Annotated in this window: 16 protein-coding genes; 8 read left to right on the top strand and 8 right to left on the bottom strand. The window is 71.5% G+C overall.

Translation table 11 applies throughout. The annotated features are described in order from the left end of the window. Positions 1–43 precede the first annotated feature (43 nt). From ABD240_RS13115 to ABD240_RS13105, 3 genes are all read left to right on the top strand, one after another. Positions 44–784 carry a hypothetical protein gene (locus tag ABD240_RS13115; RefSeq protein WP_344337713.1) on the top strand — a complete coding sequence of 247 codons (741 nt, stop codon included), beginning with the start codon at positions 44–46 and terminating at the stop codon, positions 782–784. 227 nt (positions 785–1,011) lie between these two features. Beyond that, on the top strand, positions 1,012–1,602 hold the full coding sequence (locus ABD240_RS13110; RefSeq protein ID WP_344337712.1) for a DUF47 family protein: 591 nt from the start codon (positions 1,012–1,014) through the stop codon (positions 1,600–1,602). A gap of 58 nt (positions 1,603–1,660) precedes the next feature. After that, entirely contained in the window at positions 1,661–2,671 is a 1,011-nt protein-coding gene (locus ABD240_RS13105) for an inorganic phosphate transporter (protein ID WP_344337711.1), read from the top strand. 138 nt (positions 2,672–2,809) lie between these two features. Here the strand turns inward: ABD240_RS13105 and pstB are convergent, their stop codons facing one another. The 8 genes from pstB to ABD240_RS13065 form a co-directional block, all read right to left on the bottom strand. Then, positions 2,810–3,589 (bottom strand): phosphate ABC transporter ATP-binding protein PstB, encoded by a 780-nt coding sequence (gene pstB, locus ABD240_RS13100; protein ID WP_344337709.1) that lies wholly within the window; start codon positions 3,587–3,589, stop codon positions 2,810–2,812. 88 nt (positions 3,590–3,677) lie between these two features. Then, positions 3,678–4,841, bottom strand: coding sequence for a phosphate ABC transporter permease PstA (pstA, locus tag ABD240_RS13095; protein ID WP_344337708.1), 1,164 nt, complete (start codon positions 4,839–4,841; stop codon positions 3,678–3,680). Further along, the gene (gene pstC / locus ABD240_RS13090) at positions 4,841–5,812 is read right to left on the bottom strand and encodes a phosphate ABC transporter permease subunit PstC (RefSeq protein WP_291798407.1); all 972 of its coding nucleotides are present in this window, start codon (positions 5,810–5,812) and stop codon (positions 4,841–4,843) included. Before pstC ends, pstA begins: the two co-directional genes overlap by 1 nt. Before the next feature lie 154 nt (positions 5,813–5,966). Then, positions 5,967–7,061, bottom strand: coding sequence for a phosphate ABC transporter substrate-binding protein PstS (gene pstS / locus ABD240_RS13085; RefSeq protein WP_291798404.1), 1,095 nt, complete (start codon positions 7,059–7,061; stop codon positions 5,967–5,969). Positions 7,062–7,312: 251 nt separating this feature from the next. Then, complete coding sequence (locus tag ABD240_RS13080) at positions 7,313–8,287, bottom strand: NUDIX hydrolase (RefSeq protein ID WP_291798402.1); 975 nt, start codon at positions 8,285–8,287, stop codon at positions 7,313–7,315. Continuing rightward, complete coding sequence (locus ABD240_RS13075) at positions 8,284–10,446, bottom strand: RNA degradosome polyphosphate kinase (protein ID WP_344337706.1); 2,163 nt, start codon at positions 10,444–10,446, stop codon at positions 8,284–8,286. Before ABD240_RS13075 ends, ABD240_RS13080 begins: the two co-directional genes overlap by 4 nt. 1 nt (position 10,447) lies before the next feature. Then, entirely contained in the window at positions 10,448–11,497 is a 1,050-nt protein-coding gene (mshD, locus tag ABD240_RS13070) for a mycothiol synthase (protein WP_344337704.1), read from the bottom strand. Next, a complete protein-coding gene (locus tag ABD240_RS13065) occupies positions 11,478–12,239 on the bottom strand; it encodes a winged helix-turn-helix transcriptional regulator (RefSeq protein ID WP_291794640.1) in 762 nt (253 codons plus the stop codon). The genes mshD and ABD240_RS13065 overlap by 20 nt, the downstream gene beginning before the upstream one ends. 289 nt (positions 12,240–12,528) lie before the next feature. Between ABD240_RS13065 and ABD240_RS13060 the strand changes: the two genes are divergently transcribed. The 5 genes from ABD240_RS13060 to gabT all read left to right on the top strand — a co-directional run bounded on the left by ABD240_RS13060 (position 12,529) and on the right by gabT (position 17,956). After that, the gene (locus ABD240_RS13060) at positions 12,529–13,320 is read left to right on the top strand and encodes an ammonia permease (RefSeq protein WP_291794639.1); all 792 of its coding nucleotides are present in this window, start codon (positions 12,529–12,531) and stop codon (positions 13,318–13,320) included. A gap of 191 nt (positions 13,321–13,511) precedes the next feature. Further along, on the top strand, positions 13,512–14,216 hold the full coding sequence (locus tag ABD240_RS13055; RefSeq protein WP_291794638.1) for a heme-binding beta-barrel domain-containing protein: 705 nt from the start codon (positions 13,512–13,514) through the stop codon (positions 14,214–14,216). A 52-nt stretch (positions 14,217–14,268) separates the two neighbouring features. Continuing rightward, complete coding sequence (locus tag ABD240_RS13050) at positions 14,269–15,222, top strand: hypothetical protein (protein ID WP_344337702.1); 954 nt, start codon at positions 14,269–14,271, stop codon at positions 15,220–15,222. 3 nt (positions 15,223–15,225) lie between these two features. Next, complete coding sequence (gene ygfZ, locus ABD240_RS13045) at positions 15,226–16,530, top strand: CAF17-like 4Fe-4S cluster assembly/insertion protein YgfZ (protein ID WP_344337701.1); 1,305 nt, start codon at positions 15,226–15,228, stop codon at positions 16,528–16,530. Positions 16,531–16,591: 61 nt separating this feature from the next. After that, positions 16,592–17,956, top strand: a complete 1,365-nt coding sequence (gene gabT, locus ABD240_RS13040) for a 4-aminobutyrate--2-oxoglutarate transaminase (RefSeq protein WP_291794927.1) — start codon at positions 16,592–16,594, stop codon at positions 17,954–17,956. Positions 17,957–18,132 lie beyond the last annotated feature (176 nt).

The following is an 18,132-nucleotide window of genomic DNA, read 5'->3' as shown; positions in this document are numbered from 1 at the left end:
ACCCTGGGAGATGCACTCAGACGCGAGTACCATCGGCCACACCATGCGCACGCATCACAAGCCCCTCCCGATGGCAGACCTCGACCACCTCGACGAGCGCCCGGACCCGGCGCGGCTCGCGGAGATCGCCCACGCCACCGCCTCCCTCCTCGTCTACGGCACCGTGGAAGGCCGTCCCACGGCCGCCGGCGAGGCGAGCCGCGCCGGCCGCGACACGGAGGCCACCGCACGCTTCGTGCGGCTCGCGGACGAGATCGGGCTCGAGGTCATCGCGGAGATCTGGGCCTCGGCCCCGGCGGTCTCCCTCCCGGGCGTGCTCTGGCGGCTCTACGCCCTCCGGGAGTGGATCACCACCCGCTCCGCACGCGTCGCGGAGGAGTTCGACGCAGGCCGCACCCGAGGCCGGTTCCGCTCCGAGACCTATCTCACCGAACTGCTGGCAGGGGTGGAGAACCCGCCCGGCCCGGACGAGGTGGTCCGGGCGGCGGACGAGATCCTCGCCGGCGCGTTCCGCGGCGACTTCTCCGTCGCCCTGCTCCGCGCCGCGGCCTTCACGGAGGTCTGCGCGGCAGGCCGGCGCGCGCTCGCCCGGGACGCGCTCGCGCTGGGCAGCGGGATGGAGCGGGGGCCGGACGATCTGGGGGAGGGGGAGGATCCCGAGGACGAGCCGGTGAGCCGCGGCGGGAGACCCGGAGGACGCGGCGAGGGTTCGGCCCGGGCGTTCGAGGAGCTCGCCTCGGACCTGGTGCACGCCTCCCGGGCGCACCGCGCGGGCACTCTGTGAGCTGGTGCACCGGAGCTGACGTGCGACGGCCGTGAGCGGTACGATGGATGCGCGGGCTCCGGCCCGCACGGGTGTCGGGTTTCGAAGCCCCGGGCTCCAACATCAGCCGCTTCGAGCGGCCTACCGCCGAGAGGCGCTCTCGGCCCGGCACCCACCTCACACACATCACCGTCGGAACGGTTCAGATCGGAGCGGGAGTGAGACTGCGTCGTCCGTCCAGGCAAGCGGTGTTCTTCACACAGTTCGGCGCACTCGCGGATTCCCTCCAGGACGGCAGCCTCATCCTCGCGGAGCTCTCCGGCATCCCCGTCGAGCAGCGTCGCGCAGCCGCCGAGCGGCTCGCAGAGGTCTGCGACAGCGCTGACGGGGCGGCCTCGGCGGTGGTCCGGGCGCTCCGGGAGAACTACGCGACCCCCTTCGACCGCGACAGCCTCTACCGGCTGGCCTCGGAGCTGTGCCAGGCCGTCCATCGCCTCGACTCCGTGGCCTTCGTGCTGTCCTCCTCCGCCTTCGACGAGTTCCCGGTGGGCGTCCTCGAGATGCTCGCGGTGCTCTCCGACGCGACGGACCAGACCAAGCGCATGCTCCAGCGGATCTCGTCCAAGCCGGACCAGTGGGAGTACGTGGACTCCGTCACCCGGCTCTTCCACCGGGCGGAGGCGCTCCGCCTGCAGATCTCGGACACCGTGCCGGCGGCGCGGAAGGGCATGGTGCACGTGGCGGCGGCGACCCAGCTGGGCTTCGCGTTCTACGAGGCCGTGCGTTCGTTCCGCGCCGTGAGCGAGGTCGTCGCGGAGATCGCAGTGCGGGAGTCATGAGTCTGCGGACCGCTCCCGCTGTGCGGGTCGTCGGCAGCGCGCGGGAGCTGCGGTGCTGATGGAGATCCTGTTCGCGCTCGTCGTCGTGGTGACGGTGGCGTTCGCCTTCGTCAACGGCTTCCACGACGCCGGGGTGACGGTGGGCAACGCCGTCGTGTCCCGTGCGCTCACCCCGCGCATCGCCATGACGCTCGCCGCGGTCTTCAACTTCGTGGGCGCTCTGCTGGGACTGGGCATCGCCGTGACGGTCGCGGAGAACATCATCGAGTTCCCGCACCAGCCCGGCGATCTGCTCTCCATCCTGCTCGCCGGCATGGCCGCCGCGACGCTCTGGGGGATCGTCACCTACGTCGTGGCGATCCCCGTCTCCTCCACGTACAGCCTGGTGGGCGGCGTGCTGGGGTCCGGCCTGGCCTACGGCGCGCACGCGGACCTCGCGAGTCTCATGCTGCGCCTCGTCGTGCCGCTGCTGACGGTCCCCATCATCGTCATGGGGATCAGTGCGCTGTGCACGGCGGTGCTGTCGCGTCTCGCCGCAGGGTCCGCGCCCAAGCCCCTCTTCCGGCGTTCGCGGGCGGCCGGCGCGGTCTTCACCGGGCTGCTCTCGCTGGGTCACGGGATCCAGGACGCGCAGAAGTCCTGTGCCATCCTCATGCTCGCGATCGTCGCCTACCAGGGCGCGCGGTTCGCGGACGGGGACCCGTTCGAGGTCACCTGGGAGGTGCGCATCCTCGTGGCGACTGCGCTGGCGGTGGGCACGCTGGTCTCCGGCTGGCGCGTGGCCCGGACGGTGAGCCGCCGGATCGCGCTGCTGGATCCGTTCAAGTCGGCCATCGCGGACGGGGTGTCCAGCGTCGCGCTCCTCGTGTCCGCGCTCACGGTGAGCGTGCCGGTCTCGCTCGTCTACACGGTGGTGGGGTCCAATCTGGGCACCCAGTTCGCAGGACGCCCCGGTGTGATCCGCGGCCGCTTCCTCACGCCGGTGCTCGCGATCTGGGTGCTGGGCATTCCCGCGCCGGCGGTGCTGGGCGCGCTGTTCGCGGGCGGGCTCATGCTCCTGGGCGTCTGAGGCCCCCTGCGCGCAGCTGCCCCCTGGCACCGGGTGCGCAGAAGCTCGGGATGCGCGCGCAACTGCACGTGCATCCCGAGCTTTCGTGACGGCGCCGGAACTGAGCTTTCGCGACAGCGCCGGATCCGGAAGCGCTGCTCAGCCGAAGCGGCCGGAGACGTAGTTCTGCGTCTGCTCGTTCTGCGGGTTCTGGAAGATGTTGTTGGTGTCGTCGTACTCGATCAGCTTGCCGGGCTTGCCGGTGCCCTGGATGTTGAAGAACGCGGTCTTGTCCGCCACGCGCGCGGCCTGCTGCATGTTGTGGGTGACGATGACGACTGTGTAGTTCTCCTTGAGCTCGTTGATGAGGTCCTCGACGGCGAGCGTGGAGATGGGGTCCAGCGCGGAGCAGGGCTCGTCCATGAGGATGACGCCGGGCTCCACCGCGACGGTCCGGGCGATGCACAGACGCTGCTGCTGACCGCCGGAGAGGCCGGAGCCGGGCTTGTCCAGACGGTCCTTGACCTCGTTCCAGAGGTTGGCGCCGCGCAGGGACTTCTCCACGATCGAATCCGCATCGGACTTCGACAGCCGGGTGCCGTTGAGCTTGTACCCGGCGAGCACGTTCTCGCGGATCGACATGGTGGGGAACGGGTTGGGGCGCTGGAACACCATCCCCACCTCCGCGCGGACGTTGACCGGGTCCACACCGGAGGCGTAGATGTTCTCCCCGTCGAGGAGGATCTCGCCCTCCGCATAGGCGCCCGGGAGCACCTCGTGCATGCGGTTGATGGTGCGGAGGAACGTCGTCTTGCCGCAGCCGGACGGGCCGATGAAGGCGGTGACCGAGCGCGGCTCGATCTTGATGTTCACGTCCTCGACCGCGAGGAACTTTCCGTAGTAGACGTTCAGGTCGACTGCGTCGATGCGCTTTGCCATGTGAGGTGTTCCTTCTTCGAGTGCTGGCCCCGGTGCGTCCGCCGGATGGGAGGTGCGGATGTGCAGGGCGGGTGCGGTGTCAGGGGAGTCAGCGGCCGGTCTTCTTGGGGGCGAACGCCTTGGCGATGATGCGCGCTAGGAGGTTGAGCAGCATGACGATGACGATGAGGACGAGGGCGGCGGCCCAGGCGCGCATCTGGGACGGATCCGCCGCGGACGGCGCGGTGGGGTTCACCAGCTGACGGTAGATGTAGACCGGCAGCGCTGTCATCCACTGGCTGAAGGGATTCCAGTTGGTGGAGGCGATGAAGCCCGCGGTCACGAGGATGGGCGCGGTCTCACCGGTGACGCGGGCGATCGCCAGCGTCACGCCGGAGGCGATGCCGGAGATGGAGGTGGGCAGCACGACCTTGACGATGGTGCGCCACTTGCGCACGCCCAGCGCGTACGAGGCCTCGCGCAGCTCGTTGGGGACCACGCGGAGCATCTCCTCCGTGGAGCGGACCACCACGGGGATCATGAGCACCGACAGCGCGATGGATGCGGACAGGCCCATCTTCACCATCTGCAGCTGTGCGGGCCCGTCGCCGAGGAAGGTGGTGATGACCAGCTGCACGGCGGCGAAGGCGAAGAGACCGGCGACGATCGAGGGGATGCCTGTCATGACGTCCACGAAGAACGTGATGGTGCGGGCGAACCAGCCGCCGCGCGAGTACTCCACGAGGTAGACGGAGGCCATGAGGCCGATCGGCACGGAGATGACCGTCGCGAGCAGGGTGATCATCACGGTGCCGATGAGGCCGTGGGCGAAACCGCCGGAGAGCGGGGCGCCCTCCTGCTGGGTGGCGATGTCCGTGGCGCCGTTCGTCGTGGACATGTCGTAGATGAGGACGCCCGGGTTGCTCAGCAGCGTGGGCAGGCCCTGCGCCAGCACCGTCCAGAGGACGGAGACGAGCGGGATGAGCGCGATGAGGAAGGAGGCCCACACGAGGTTGCGCCACAGACCGTCCACCGCACGGCGGCGGTTCTGCAGCTTCCAGGTGACGGCGCACATTCCCGCGATGTAGAGGATCGCTGAGATGATGAGCCAGCCGGTGAGGGAGAAGCCTCCGGCCAGGGCGATGGTGAGCGCCGCGGAGACGGCCAGTGCTCCGGCCGCCACGACGGCCCAGAGCCACTTCGGCAGGTTGCCGGCGGTCAGCGAGCGGACGGGTGCGGTTCCCTCCGCACGGGTGGTGACAGTGGCAGACATCAGTTCGCTCCCGAGAATTCCTTGTGGCGGCTCACGATCCAGCGGGCGATCATGTTCACCGCGAGCGTGATGATGAAGAGCATGAGGCCGGCGGCGATGAGCTCGGACTGGCGCATGCCGAAGGCCTCCGGGAAGTTCAGCGCGATCTCCGAGGGGATGGTCGCATTGCGTCCGGAGGTGATGAGGCTCAGGGAGAACACGCCCGGCGAGAGGACGAGGGTCACGGCCATCGTCTCGCCCAGCGCGCGGCCCAGGCCCAGCATCACGGAGGAGACGATGCCGGCCCGCGCGAACGGGAAGACGGTGGCGCGCACCATCTCCCACTGGGTGGCGCCCAGCGCCAGTGCCGCCTCCTCGTGCAGCTTGGGCGTCTGGACGAAGATCTCGCGGCACAGCGAGGTGATGATCGGCAGGATCATCACCGCGAGCACCACGCCGGAGGTCGCCAGCGTGCGGCCGGTCGTCGAGGGGTCGCCGGCGAAGAAGGGGAGGAAACCGAGGTTCTCGTGCAGCCAGTCGTAGATCGGCACCATCGCCGGTGCGAGCGCGATCATGCCCCATGCGCCGTAGACCACGGAGGGGATCGCCGCGAGCAGGTCGATGATGTAGCCCACGGGGGTCGCGATGCGCGCGGGCGCGTAGTGCGAGATGTAGAGGGCGATCCCCACGGCCACCGGCGTGGCGATGAGCAGGGCGATGATCGAGGCGATGACGGTGCCGCCCATGAGCGGCAGCACGTACTCGGCGAATGTGTCCGCGCTGGTGATCGAGTCCTGATCGGAGAAGACCGTGGGCCACAGGGCCGGCAGGGACTTCGTCACGAGGAAGATCGCGACGAACGCGAGCACCACGAGGATGAGCGCCCCGGCCGTGTAGGCGAGGCCGGAGAACACCTTGTCGCCGGCGGCGGCGCCCGAGCCCTTCTCGGCCGGCGCCGTCGTCCGGCTCGGTGCGGTGACCTTCTCAGTCACTGTGACTCCCTTCGGAGCTCAGCGCTCCCTCCGGCCCGGGCCAGGGGAACGGGATGCGGGTGTGGCGGACGATCCTGACACGACGGCGCCGCCGGCTCACCTCGGGGGTGTGAACCGGCGGCAGCGCTGCGCGTCCCGGATCGGCGGAGCAGGGTCAGCCCTGCACTCCGACGGCGGCGAGGTGCTTCGCAGCGGCATCGCGCGTCGCGTCGTCGATCGGGGCGCTGCCCGCCGAGTCCGCTGCGGCCTGCTGGCCCTCCTCGGAGATGACGAACTCGCCGAAGGCCTTGGCCAGGTCCGCCGTCTCCTGGTCCTGGTACTGCTGGCAGTAGATGTGGTAGGAGACGAGGACGATCGGGTAGACGCCGGCCTCCTCCGTGGAGCGGTCGAGCTCGACCGAGCCGTCCTCGTGGGCCTCGGAGGAGGAGACGGCGGCCGCGGCGGCCTCGGCGGAGTAGGGGACGTACTCGTCGCCCACGCCCACGGAGACGGTGCCGAGGTCGCCCACCTGGGAGGCGTCGGCGTAGGTGATCGCACCGTCGGTGGACTGCGCGAGCGAGACGACGCCGGAGGTCTGCTGGGCGGACTCCGCGGCGATCTCGGACGGCCAGGTCTCGACCTCGTCGTACTTCCAGGCGTCCCCGGCAGCCTCCGCGAGGTAGGCGGTGAAGTTCTCCGTGGTGCCGGAGTCGTCCGCGCGGTGGACGACGGTGATCTTGGTGTCGGGGAGCTCGACGCCCTCGTTCTGGGAGGCGATCGCCTCGTCGTTCCAGGAGGTGATCTCGCCGGAGAAGACCTTGGCGATGGTCTCCGCGTCCATGTTCACCGTGTCGACGCCCTCGAGGTTGAAGGCGACCGCGACGGGGGAGACGTAGGCGGGGACGTGGAAGACGCCCTCGGGACCGCAGACGGCCTCGGCCTGGCTCTTCTCCTCGTCGTCCATCGGCGCATCCGAGCCGGCGAAGGAGTACTGGCCGTTGATGAAGCCCTCACGGCCGGAGCCGGAGCCCACCGGGTCGTAGTTGACGGTGGCCCCGCCGTTGGCCTCTGCGAAGGCCTGGCTCCAGGCATTCATCGCGGACTCCTGCGAGGAGGCCCCGCCGCCCGTGAGCGCACCGGAGACGCCACCCTCGCTGCCGGCCTCGCCTCCGCTCCCGGCGCTGGCGTCCGGGCCGCCCCCGCAGGCGGAGAGGGTCAGTGCGCCCGCGGCCAGGAGTGCTGCGGATGTGCCGAAACGCTTGAGATTCACGTAAGTGCCTTTCACTTATGGATCCTGTCATCTCGGCAGCCGCGAATCGGCTCCGAGCGCGAGGCTCACGCTACGAGTGAAGGGTGTATCGGAGGCAGTGGCTGTGTGAATGGAAGGTGAATGGGCGCGGGCGGGCGCGTCAGATCGGTCACAGCTGTGTATTCTGCCGCGGGGCGGGCGTCGCGCGTCATGCGCTCGAGGCCCCGCCTCGGGTCACGGACTCCTGCCCGACTCAGGCCACGGGAGCCCGCTCAGGCGTCGATGGGCCGGTACCGCTCGAACTCGACGATCCGCGGCGAGGGGCCCGGCCGCACATAGGCGACGAGGATCTCGCCCGGATTCATGAAGGGGTCCTTCCGCGGCAGGCGGTCGGCGAGCCCCTGCGGTGCGAACTCCCGGAGGACGCGCAGCACGGTGGGCAGCACCGGGCGGTGCGTGCACAGTGCGGTGGGCGTGCCCTTGCGGATGATCTTCCGCAGCACCTTGGCGGTCCTCTCCGGGTCCTCGGCGTTCGCCTTCTCGCTGAGCGCCCCGCGCAGCCGGATGGACCTGCCCGAGGCCGCGGACACGGGCTTGAGCGTGGCCACGCAGCGCTTCCAGGGGCTGGAGACGAGCTTGCGCAGATCCCAGCACCGCAGCAGCCCGGTGAGCGCGAGCGCCTGCCGGGTGCCGACGGCGAGCAGCGGGCGCTCCTGCTCCGTCTCGTGCCACTTGGCGCGCGGGAACGCCTTGCCGTGGCGGACGATGATGAGGGGCCACGCCCGCAGGCTGCCGGTGGAGTGCGCGTGCACCACCTTGTCCAGCTGCTCCCGGTCGTGGAACCGGGTGAGCAGCGCGGCGGCGCGTTCGGGCGTGACCCAGCGGGCCTCGTCGATCTCCCTGGGGTTCGCGATCGCGTCCGCGGGCGGTCCCGTGACCTCGGCCGCCCAGTAGGACACGTGCTTGGTGAGCCGCCGGCCCACCGTGTAGCGGGCACTGGGCAGCGGCAGCCCCAGGGTCACGTGGTGGCCCGTCTCCTCGCGGATCTCCCGGACGGCGGCCTCGGGCAGGGTCTCACCGGGGTCCACCTTGCCCTTGGGCCAGGACCAGTCGCCGTAGCGGGGCCGGTGGATGAGCAGGACCTCGATCCCCTCGCCGGCCTCCCGCCAGAGCACGCCGCCGCCGGCGAGGACGTGGGCGCCCAGACGGGCGGACTCACCGGCGTTGCTCACCGGGGTGGGGCTCATGCGGGCAGACCTCCGCGGTGCCGGTGGGCGCGCACGAGCGCCTCCTGGTAGTCGTCCAGACGCGTCCCCTCGCGGTCGTGCTGGTGCCGGGTCCACTGCCCGCCCGCGCCGAGCGCGAAGTGCGCGGTGGTGTCCGCGAAGGCCATGTCGAACATGGCGCTCACCTTCGCGATGTGCTCCGGCCGCTCGAGGCGGACGAGGGCCTCGACCCGGCGGTCCAGGTTGCGGTGCATGAGGTCGGAGGAGCCGATGAGCGTCTCCGCGTGCTCCAGCTCCGGGCCGTGTTCGAACACGAAGACACGGGAGTGCTCCAGGTACCGGCCCAGGATGGAGCGGACCTCGATGTTCTCGCTGAGCCCCGTGATGCCCGGGCGGATGGCGCAGATCCCGCGCACGAACAGCTGGACCCTCACGCCTGCCCGCGAGGCGAGGTAGAGCCGGTCGATGAGCTGCTCGTCGACGATCGAGTTCACCTTGATGCGGATGCGGACCCGCTCGCCGGACTCCGCCCTGCGGATGGCGGCGCGGATGCGCTCCAGCAGGCCGTCGCGCACCTGGCCCGGCGCGACGAGCAGGCGCGAGTAGTCCGTGTGCGGGGCGTAGCCGGAGAGCTGGTTGAACAGCTTCGCGACGTCCTGGGTGAGCACCGGGTCCGCCGTGAGCAGCCCCAGGTCCTCGTACAGGCGCGCCGTCTTGGGGTGGTAGTTGCCGGTGCCCACGTGGGCGTAGCGGGCCAGCCGGCCGCGCTCGTGCCGGACCACGAGGCAGAGCTTGGCATGCGTCTTCAGGCCCACGATGCCGTAGACCACGTGGACGCCGGCGCGTTCGAGCTTGCGCGCCCAGGTGATGTTGTTCTCCTCGTCGAAGCGTGCCTTGATCTCCACCACCGCGAGCACCTGCTTGCCCGCCTGCGCGGCCTCGATGAGGGCGTCCACGATGGGCGAGTCGCCGCTCGTCCGGTAGAGGGTCTGCTTGATCGCGAGGACGTGCGGGTCTGCGGCGGCCTGCTCGACGAAGGCCTGCACGCTCGTGGAGAACGACTCGTAGGGGTGGTGGAGGAGGATCTCCTTGGCGCGCACGGCCTTGAACACGTCGGGCTGGTCCGAGGTCTCCTCCGCGGCGAGGTCCCGGTTCATCACCGGCACGGCGCGGGGGAAGTGCAGGTCCTCGCGCGGGATGGAGGCGAGGACCCCCAGCCCGCGGAGGTCCAGCGGCTCCGGCAGCGCGTAGATCTCCGACTCGTCGATGCTGAGCTCACGGACGAGCAGCTCCCGGGCGCGGGGGTCCATGTCCTCCGTGACCTCGAGCCGGACGGCGGGACCGAACCGGCGGCGCAGCAGCTCCTTCTCCAGCGCCTTGAGGAGGTTCTCCGCGTCGTCCTCCTCGACCTCCAGGTCCTCGTTGCGGGTGATGCGGAAGCAGGAGGAGGAGAGCACCTCCATGCCCTCGAAGAGGGAGCCCAGGTGCGCGGCGATGATGTGCTCCACCGCCACGAAGCGGCCGGGGTTGTCCGGGCTGATGGGACGGGAGTCCTCCGCCGAGGCCGGCTGGGCCACGTCGAAGAAGCGCGGCAGCACCGGCGGCACCTTCACCCGCGCGAAGTGCTCCAGTCCGGTGCGGGGGTGCCGCAGGAGCACGCCCAGGTTGAGGGAGAGCCCGGAGATGTAGGGGAAGGGGTGGGCCGGGTCCACGGCCAGCGGGGTGAGGACGGGGAAGATCTCCGTGAAGAAGAACTCGTCCACCCGCGCGCGCTCGGCACGGGTGAGGTCGTCGATCCCCACGACGTAGATGCCCTCGTCCTCCAGCTGCGGGCGGAGCACGTCGCGGAACAGCTCCGCGTGGCGGCGCACCAGGAGCCGGGCGTTCTTGGAGATGGAGCGCATGACGGCGCGCGGCTGGGCGCCGGTGATGGAGGGGACGGCCAGCCCGGTGGAGATGCGGCGCTTGAGGCCGGCGACCCGCACCATGAAGAACTCGTCGAGGTTCGAGGCGAAGATCGACAGGAAGGCGGCGCGCTCCAGGAGCGGCAGCTCCGGGTCCGCCGCGGTCTCCAGCACCCGCTGGTTGAAGGCGAGCCACGACAGCTCGCGGTCGAGGAACCTGTCATGGGCGGCGGGGAGCTCGTGCTCCTCGCCGAAGGCGGTGACGTCGTACGGCATTTCAGGCCTCCGAGGGCTGGGACGCTCCGGCGGCGCGCGGCGGGGCATAGCTGACGTGTGTGAGCGTGCGGGTGAACCCGGTGCTGCGGTAGAGGGGGAGGGCGCTGGCGTTGTCGCTCTCCACGTAGAGCTCGACGGCCTCGGCCCCGGCGCCCACCAGCCTGCGCATCCCCTCGAGCAGGAGCGCGCGGCCCACCCCGCGGGCGTGCACCTGCGGATCCACACCGATCACGTAGACCTCGCCCATGCGCAGGCCCGAGGGGTGGTCCGCATGCATCTTGGTCTCGTGGAAGCCCAGCAGGCGGTGGTCGGCGCCCCGCTCCGCGATGACGACGGAGTCGCGGTCGAACTCCGGGTCGCGCAGGCGTGCCGCGTACTCCTCGACGGGCTGATCGCTCTGCTCCGGATGCCAGCTGAAGGCGGCGTTGTTCACCCGGGCCCAGTCCTCGGCGTCCCCGTCGCGCACGCTGCGGAGGGTGACCCCCTCCGGCACCTGCGGGGCGGGGAGGTCGGACGAGCCCAGCGGCTCCGTGGCGAGCTGCAGCAGCTCCCGGGCGCGCGTGTACCCGGCGTCCGCGGCGAGCCGGGCGGCGGCCGGGTGGTCGCCGTGCGACCAGAACCATGCCTCCACGCCGCGCTCGCGGAGGCTCTCGCCCAGTGCCGTGAGCAGCTGCCGGCCCAGGCCGGTGCCGCGCCGCGCGGGGGCGACGACGGCCTCGGCGGCCCAGCGGGTCCCCTGGAGCGCGGCGACGGCGACGCCGGTGAGCGCACCGGTGGAGAGCGCACCGGCGGAGCCGTGCGGCACCAGGCCCAGGAGGAGCGCCTCACCGTCCGAGGCGGCCTCGAGGAGACCGTCGGAGAGGGGCGCGAGGCCGTCGGCGGAGGTCGCCTCGGCGAGGAGCGCCGAGGCCGGCGCCAGGGAGTCGAGCACGATCACCTCGTGCCCGGGGACGTTCCGGTCTGCGGCGGCCTGCCCTGCGGAGCCCTTACGCTCCGCACCGTCCCTGCCGGCAGCGCTCGCCGGCCCGCCGTCAGTGCCGTTCGCTTCCATGCGTCTCCTCCTGGTCCGTGCCGTCCGCTGCGTCTCTGCGCTCCCCGCTCCCGCCCGAGGCGCGTTCGGCGACCTCGGGGGAGAACCGGTACCCCACGTTGCGCACCGTGTGGATGATCTGGTCGAGCTCTGCCCCCAGTTTGGCCCGCAGCCGTCTCACGTGCACATCGACGGTGCGGGTGCCGCCGAAGAAGTCGTAGCCCCACACGTCCTGGAGCAGCTCCGCGCGGGTGAGGGCGCGTCCGGAGTTCGCCGCCAGATGCCGCAGGAGCTCGAACTCCTTGAACGTGAGGTCGAGCTGCCGGCCCCGGACGAACGCCACGTAGCCGTCCTCGTCGATGGTGAGGGGACCGGCCTCGATGAGCGGCGAGGAGACCTCCGGGACGGGTGCCGGTCCGCGTACGACGGCCAGCCGCAGCCGCGCGTCGACCTCCGTGGGCCCGGCGCCGGCGAGGAGCAGGTCCGCCATGCGCCAGTCCGGATTGGCGGCGATGAAGCCGCCGTCCGTGAGCACGGCGATCGCCGGCTCCGGCCGTCCGGTCTGCTCGAGCAGCCGCGCGAAGCCGGCCGCCGCGGAGAGGTCGGCGGTCGCGTCGAGGACGACGACATCGGCGCTGTCCGCCCGCGCGAGCGAGTCCAGCCGCGTGCAGGCGTAGTCGAGCACGTGGGGGAGATGGGCCAGCGCCGGGAGCACGGGTGTGCGAGCGGGAGAGGTGCCCGGGGTGACGTGCAGAATGCGCATCGCGGGCTCCTTTGAGCGGGTTCGGTCCTGACCGGCACGTGCGGGGGCTGACCCGAGGCAGTATATCGGCCGCCGAGGCCCGGGCGTGGGCGAACGGTCCTCGCCCGGGCCAGGCCCGCGCCCCGGTAGGGCCATGTCTGAGCCCCGGTCGGGGCATGACAGGACGTGTGGCTGGGTGCGGCAGCAGGTGCGGCTCGGGTGCGGCAGAGGGCGCGGCAGGACGTGCGGCTGGGTGGGGCAGGAGGTGCGGCCGTGAGCGCGCTCGCACGTCATAGGGCAGGATGGAGGCGTGTTGAGATGGATGCGCGTCGTGATCGCCCTGTGCCTGACGCTGGGACTCGGAGGCTCCGCCCTGTTCGGATTCTCCGTCTTCACCCCGGCCGCCTGCCTCGTGGTGCTGGGCGTGGCCTACGGATGGCCCCGGCTCACCGATTCCCCGCAGCCCCGGTCGACCTCGATCATGCTCGCCCTGTTCGGCCTCGCCGCGATCGGGACCACCTGGGTCTCCGAGGCGTCCCCGCATCTCGAGTGGCTGCCCACCCTGGCGGGGATCGGCCTGCTGTGGACCTTCGTGCAGAACCTCGCACGGGGGATGGGCGCCTCGCACGCGGTCGCCAACGTCTCCGCGCAGGTCGCAGGGCTCGTGATCTCCCTCTCCGCGGCCGCCTGGGTGGCCGCCTACCGGCTCCCCAGCGACAACGGCACGGTGCTCGCCGGCCTCGTCGCCGTCGTCCTCGCACTCGCCGCGACCGCGCTGCCGCTGCCCGCGCGCTTCACCTCGCCGCTCGCGATGGCCGTGGGCGTGGCCGGCGCGCTCGGAGCGAGCCTGGCCGTGGGCGACTTCGACCTCGGCCTGGTCGCCGCGGGCGTGCTGGGCCTCATCATGGGCCTCCTGGCCGCTGCCGTGGACCGGCTGCTGGGCCTCGTGGCGGATTCCCGCTACCAGGCGGCGCAGCTCGCCAGCGCCCGCGGCACGGAGAAGGCGCGCCACTTCGCGGTGCAGCTCACGCTGGGCGCCGCACCCATCGCGCTGGGCGGTGTGGTGGTCTACGTCCTCACCCGGATCCTCGGCGCCGGCTGAGCGGGCGCGGACGCCCGCGTCTCACCGCGGAGCCTCCCGCGAGCGTGTCCGCCCCCTGAGTTAGGATGACGCGCATGGACTACTCAGGACTCGTCATCTTCTTCGAAACCCTCGTCGTGCTCGCCGGCCTCGGTGCGCTGGCCGTGGCGGCCAAGGTCGTCACCAACCTCTTCAAGGTGAAGCGCTGACCCATGCCGGTCGAGATCCCCGTCGATCTGCAGCCTGAACTCGTCCCCCTCGCGTGGCTGATCGGCACCTGGGAGGGGCGCGGCGCCGTCGTCTATCCGGACGTCGAGGAGCGCGAGATCGCCCAGCGCATCGTCTTCGAGCGCGTGGGCGAACAGCCCTACCTCCTCTACCGGTGTGAGACCTGGCTGCTCGAACCGGCCTCGGGCGCGGCGCACGCTGCGAACGAGGAGCCCGGGGACGAACGGACCGCGGACGCGGAGGTCGCACCGCCCGTCCCGTCCCCCGGCATGACCGTGGGACCCGTGCTGGGCGTGGAGACGGGCATCTGGCAGCTCGCCCGCGACCGCGGCGCGCATGACACGGGCCCGGGTCTGCTGCCGCCCACGGAGGCGTCCCCCTACGCCTCGGCCGAGGCCGTCGAGGCACTGCGCACGGAGCGCGGCGACTTCGACATCGAGGCCTCCATCGCCTATCCGCACGGCCTCATGGAGCACTACGCGGGCCGCATCGCCGGGCCCCGCGCGGACCTCGTCTCCGACGGCGGCGTGCGCACTCCGCAGGCCCTGGACTACCGCAGCTCCAGCCGCATGTACGGACTGGTGAACGGCGATCTGCTCTGGGCCTGGGACATGGCCGCAGGAGAGACCGCCGCAACCTCCCACGTCTCCGCCCAGCTGAGCCGGATCACGCCCTCCGTCCTGGAGTGAGCATGGGCGCACGGATGCACCGCGAGAGGCACGCGTGGTCGGGCGGTGCGGCGTGAGTGAGCCCACCCGCGCCTATCCCGTGCCCGGGCCGCCCGCGGAGGCCGCCCCTGCGCGGCGTTCCCGTCTGCGCGGCCTGTGGATCTCCGCGCTCGTGGTGGTCCTGGTCGTGGCGCTGCTCGTCACCGCCTCCTTCCTCACCGTGCGGGGGCGGATCGATCAGCTGACCTCGGCGCTGGGCGAGGCCGCCTCCAGCGCGGAGGACCTCTTCGACGATCTCATCGCCGATCCGGAGGCGGCCCAGGGCAGCCTCGACTCCGTGCGCACCGCACTGGACGAGGCCCGGGAGGAGATGTCGGCCTTCCCCATGCCGGTGCTCGAGTTCATCCCCGGGGTGCGGAAGAACGCGGACGCCGGCGCCCGCGCCCTGGGGATCGCTGACGGCCTCGTGGACGAGGTGGTCCCCACCCTCATCGACGCGGCGATGCTCGTGGACTTCTCCACCGGGACGCTGCGCAACCCCGGCGACCTCTCGGGAGGCTGGGGACAGAGCGCGGACAGCGCTGCCGGCGTCATCCGCGACGGCGCCGATGCCCTCGACGGACTCTGCAGCGCTGCGGACGACCTCGAGGCGATCGACACCGAACCCCTCATGGACGAGGTCGCCGGCTCGATCACGCGCTTCACAGAGGCCGTCCGCGGTGCCTGCGAACAGGCATCGGAATACGAGACCGCCCTGGACGCCTTGCACCTGGGAGGGCAGCTGACGGACGAGCTCGGCCGGTGGGGCCGGGAGCTGGGCGACCGGCTGCGCGGCCTGGGCTCGAGCCTCGGGGAGGGGCTGGGCGATCTCGGCTCCGGCCTGGGGGATCTGGGCTCCGGCCTCGCCAGCAGGCCGTCCGGTGACGGCGGTCCGGACGATGACGGGGATGGCGGCAGCAGCCTCGGCCCTGATGCCGGCGGCCTGGGCGACGACCTGAGCGATCTGTACCGCACGATGAGGAGATGAGCGATGAGCACTGACGGCGGCACGGCAGCCGGCGCACACGGCAGCGCGGTGAACACGGGTGCGGATACCACGGGCACGGAGAGCGCGGGTGCGGAGACTCAGGAGAGCGGCACCGCAGCGGCGGCCGCCCCGCTCCCCAACTCGCTGCGCTTTCCGCATGCGGAAGCCGTCTTCGGGACCGGCGCGCACGGCGGCGAGGTCGCGCACTTCGCGGAGCCCCTGCGGGAGCAGCGGCAGCTGGCCCGCGGACAGGCGCTCGCGGACCTCTCCGCGCTGCGCGTCCTCCGTCTCACCGGACCGGACCGTCTCACCTGGCTGAACTCGCTCACGACCCAGAAGATCGACCGGCTGGCGCCCGGGACGTCCACGGAGACGCTGGTGCTCTCGCCCACCGGCCACATCGAGGGCTGGCTGCGGCTCGTGGACGACGGGGAGGCGCTGTGGGCGCTCTCCGACGTGCGGACGGACGAGGCGGTGGAGTTCCTCGACCGGATGCGCTTCATGCTCCGGGTAGAGATCACGGACGTCACGGACGGCTACCAGGCGGTGGGATTCGTGGGTGCCCCGCCGGAGGACCTCGACGCCGCTGTGGTGTGGGACGACCCGTGGCCGGCGATCGGCGAGGGATCGGCCTCCTACGCCCAGATCGACGCGGGTGCGCCGCGGGCCGCCGCGTCCCACCCCGGTGCCGCAGTGGACTTCCGGATCGCCGTCGTGGAGCGCAGCGTGCTGCGGGAGTGGCCGCATGAGGGCCTGGCCGTGGCCGGCCGCGACGCCTGGGAGGCGCTGCGGGTGGAGGCCTGGCGGCCGGGCGCACCGGAGGTGGACCACCGCGCACTCGTGGGCGAGCTCGATGTGCTCCGCACCGGCGTACACCTCGCCAAGGGCTGCTACCGGGGCCAGGAGGCGGTGGCGCGCGTGCACAACCTCGGCCAGCCGCCGCGCCGCCTCGTCTTCCTCCATCTGGACGGCTCCGGTCACGTGCTGCCGCGCGCCGGTGCGGAGGTGCGCGCGGAAGTCCGCGGTGCGCCGCGGGCGGTGGGCCACGTGACGACCCCGGCGCTCCACTGGGAGCTGGGGCCGGTCGCGCTGGCCCTGGTCAAGCGCAGCCTGGACCCGGAAGCCGCGCTGACGGTGGTGGTCGACGAGGGCGCGGGCGGGGCCGAGGGCGCCGCAGACGACGGGCGCAACGGTTCCGCCGAGGCGGAACTGGTCGCCGCGGCCCAGGAGACCATCGTCGCGGTCGCGAAGGAACGCGCGGTGACAGCTCCGCCGCGCAATGCGGACGTGGACGCACGTCGCCGCTGAGGTGGGGAGCTCGAGCCGCGCGGGCCGTGACAGAGGCCACGCCGCGCGATAGGTTCGTGCCATGACTGTGCGCGAGACAGGCGGCCCGGAGCTGCCGCAGGAACGTCGGATCGTCACCGCCCTTCCGGGTCCCCGTTCGCAGGAGCTCGAGCAGCGCCGCCGCAGTGCAGTGGCTGCCGGTGTCGCGTCGAGCCTCCCGGCGTACATCGTCGCTGCCGGGGGAGGGATCCTCAGGGATGCGGACGGCAATCAGCTCATCGATCTGGGCTCCGGCATCGCCGTGACGACGGTGGGCAACTCGAACCCCCGGGTGGTGGAACGGGCGAAGGAGCAGCTCGACGCGTTCACCCACACTTGCTTCATGGTGAGCCCCTATGAGGGGTACGTGGAGGTCGCGGAGGCGCTCAACCGCCTCACTCCCGGCGATCATGAGAAGCGCACCGTGCTCCTCAACTCCGGGGCCGAGGCCGTGGAGAACGCGGTGAAGATCGCCCGGGTGAGCACCGGCCGCAGCGCCGTGGTGGTGTTCGACCACGCGTACCACGGGCGCACCAACCTCACGATGGCGATGACGGCCAAGGCGGCCCCGTACAAGCGCGGCTTCGGCCCCTTCGCCGGGGAGGTCCACCGGGCACCGATGTCCTACCCCTACCGAGACGATGCCGCTGCCGGCACCAAGGTCTCCGGCGAGGACGCCGCGGCGCGCGCGACGGAGATGATCGACCGGCAGATCGGCGCGGATCAGGTCGCCGCGATCGTCATCGAGCCCATCCAGGGCGAGGGCGGCTTTATCGTCCCCGCGGAGGGCTTCCTGCCGGCGCTGGCGGAGTACTCCCGCGAGAACGGCATCGTCTTCATCGCGGACGAGGTGCAGGCCGGGTTCGGCCGGACGGGTGCCATGTTCGCCTCGGAGCACGAGGGAGTGGTTCCGGATCTCGTCGCCACCGCCAAGGGGATCGCCGGGGGTCTGCCGCTCGCGGCGGTGACCGGCCGGGCCGAGATCATGGATGCGGTGGGCCCCGGCGGGCTGGGAGGCACCTATGGCGGCAACCCCGCTGCGGTCGCGGCGGCGCTGGGCGCGATCGAAGCGTACGAACAGGACGGTCTGGTGGAGCGCGCCCGCGAGCTGGGCGAGATCCTCGTGCAGAGGTGCGAACGGCTCCGGACCCGGTTCCCGGAGGTGGGCGACATCCGCGGCCGAGGTGCCATGCAGGCGATCGAGCTCGTGCACCGGGACACGATCGAGCCGTACCCCGAGCTCGCGAAGGCCGTGGCGGGGCACGCCGCTGAGAATGCCGTGCTGGTGCTGGTCACGGGGTCGTTCGGCAACGTGCTTCGGTTCCTCCCGCCGCTCACGATCTCCGATGCGCTCCTCCACGAGGCATTCGACGTCCTCGAGGAGGCGTTCGCACAGGCGCTCGGCTGAGGGCTTCTCGATTTGCGTGTGAGGGGTGGGGTGTGTAGGTTTGTGCCTCGCTGCCGGATGCGAATCAGGCGGTAGGGGAATTGTTTGTGGATACTGAATGCGTTGCTGGGCCTGTCCGGGTTTTGGGTGGGTGTGGTGTGAGTCACGAGTCAGTGATTTGCGCAGGCAGCGTGTGA

The sequence above is a fragment of the Brevibacterium salitolerans genome, from assembly GCF_039531405.1.
Lineage (GTDB): Bacteria > Actinomycetota > Actinomycetes > Actinomycetales > Brevibacteriaceae > Brevibacterium > Brevibacterium salitolerans.
The sequence above is the reverse complement of the archived record's forward strand: the minus strand, read 5'-3'. Positions and strand labels throughout refer to the sequence as shown.

Coding starts and splice junctions, on each gene's coding strand:
- gabT (WP_291794927.1), top strand. CDS start 16,592: ATGACTGTGCGCGAGACAGGCGGCCCGGAGCTGCCGCAGGAACGTCGG.
- ABD240_RS13080 (WP_291798402.1), bottom strand. CDS start 8,287: ATGAGCCCCACCCCGGTGAGCAACGCCGGTGAGTCCGCCCGTCTGGGC.
- ABD240_RS13055 (WP_291794638.1), top strand. CDS start 13,512: ATGCCGGTCGAGATCCCCGTCGATCTGCAGCCTGAACTCGTCCCCCTC.
- mshD (WP_344337704.1), bottom strand. CDS start 11,497: ATGGAAGCGAACGGCACTGACGGCGGGCCGGCGAGCGCTGCCGGCAGG.
- pstA (WP_344337708.1), bottom strand. CDS start 4,841: ATGTCTGCCACTGTCACCACCCGTGCGGAGGGAACCGCACCCGTCCGC.
- ABD240_RS13115 (WP_344337713.1), top strand. CDS start 44: ATGCGCACGCATCACAAGCCCCTCCCGATGGCAGACCTCGACCACCTC.
- ABD240_RS13105 (WP_344337711.1), top strand. CDS start 1,661: ATGGAGATCCTGTTCGCGCTCGTCGTCGTGGTGACGGTGGCGTTCGCC.
- ABD240_RS13065 (WP_291794640.1), bottom strand. CDS start 12,239: ATGCGCATTCTGCACGTCACCCCGGGCACCTCTCCCGCTCGCACACCC.
- ABD240_RS13075 (WP_344337706.1), bottom strand. CDS start 10,446: ATGCCGTACGACGTCACCGCCTTCGGCGAGGAGCACGAGCTCCCCGCC.
- pstB (WP_344337709.1), bottom strand. CDS start 3,589: ATGGCAAAGCGCATCGACGCAGTCGACCTGAACGTCTACTACGGAAAG.
- ygfZ (WP_344337701.1), top strand. CDS start 15,226: ATGAGCACTGACGGCGGCACGGCAGCCGGCGCACACGGCAGCGCGGTG.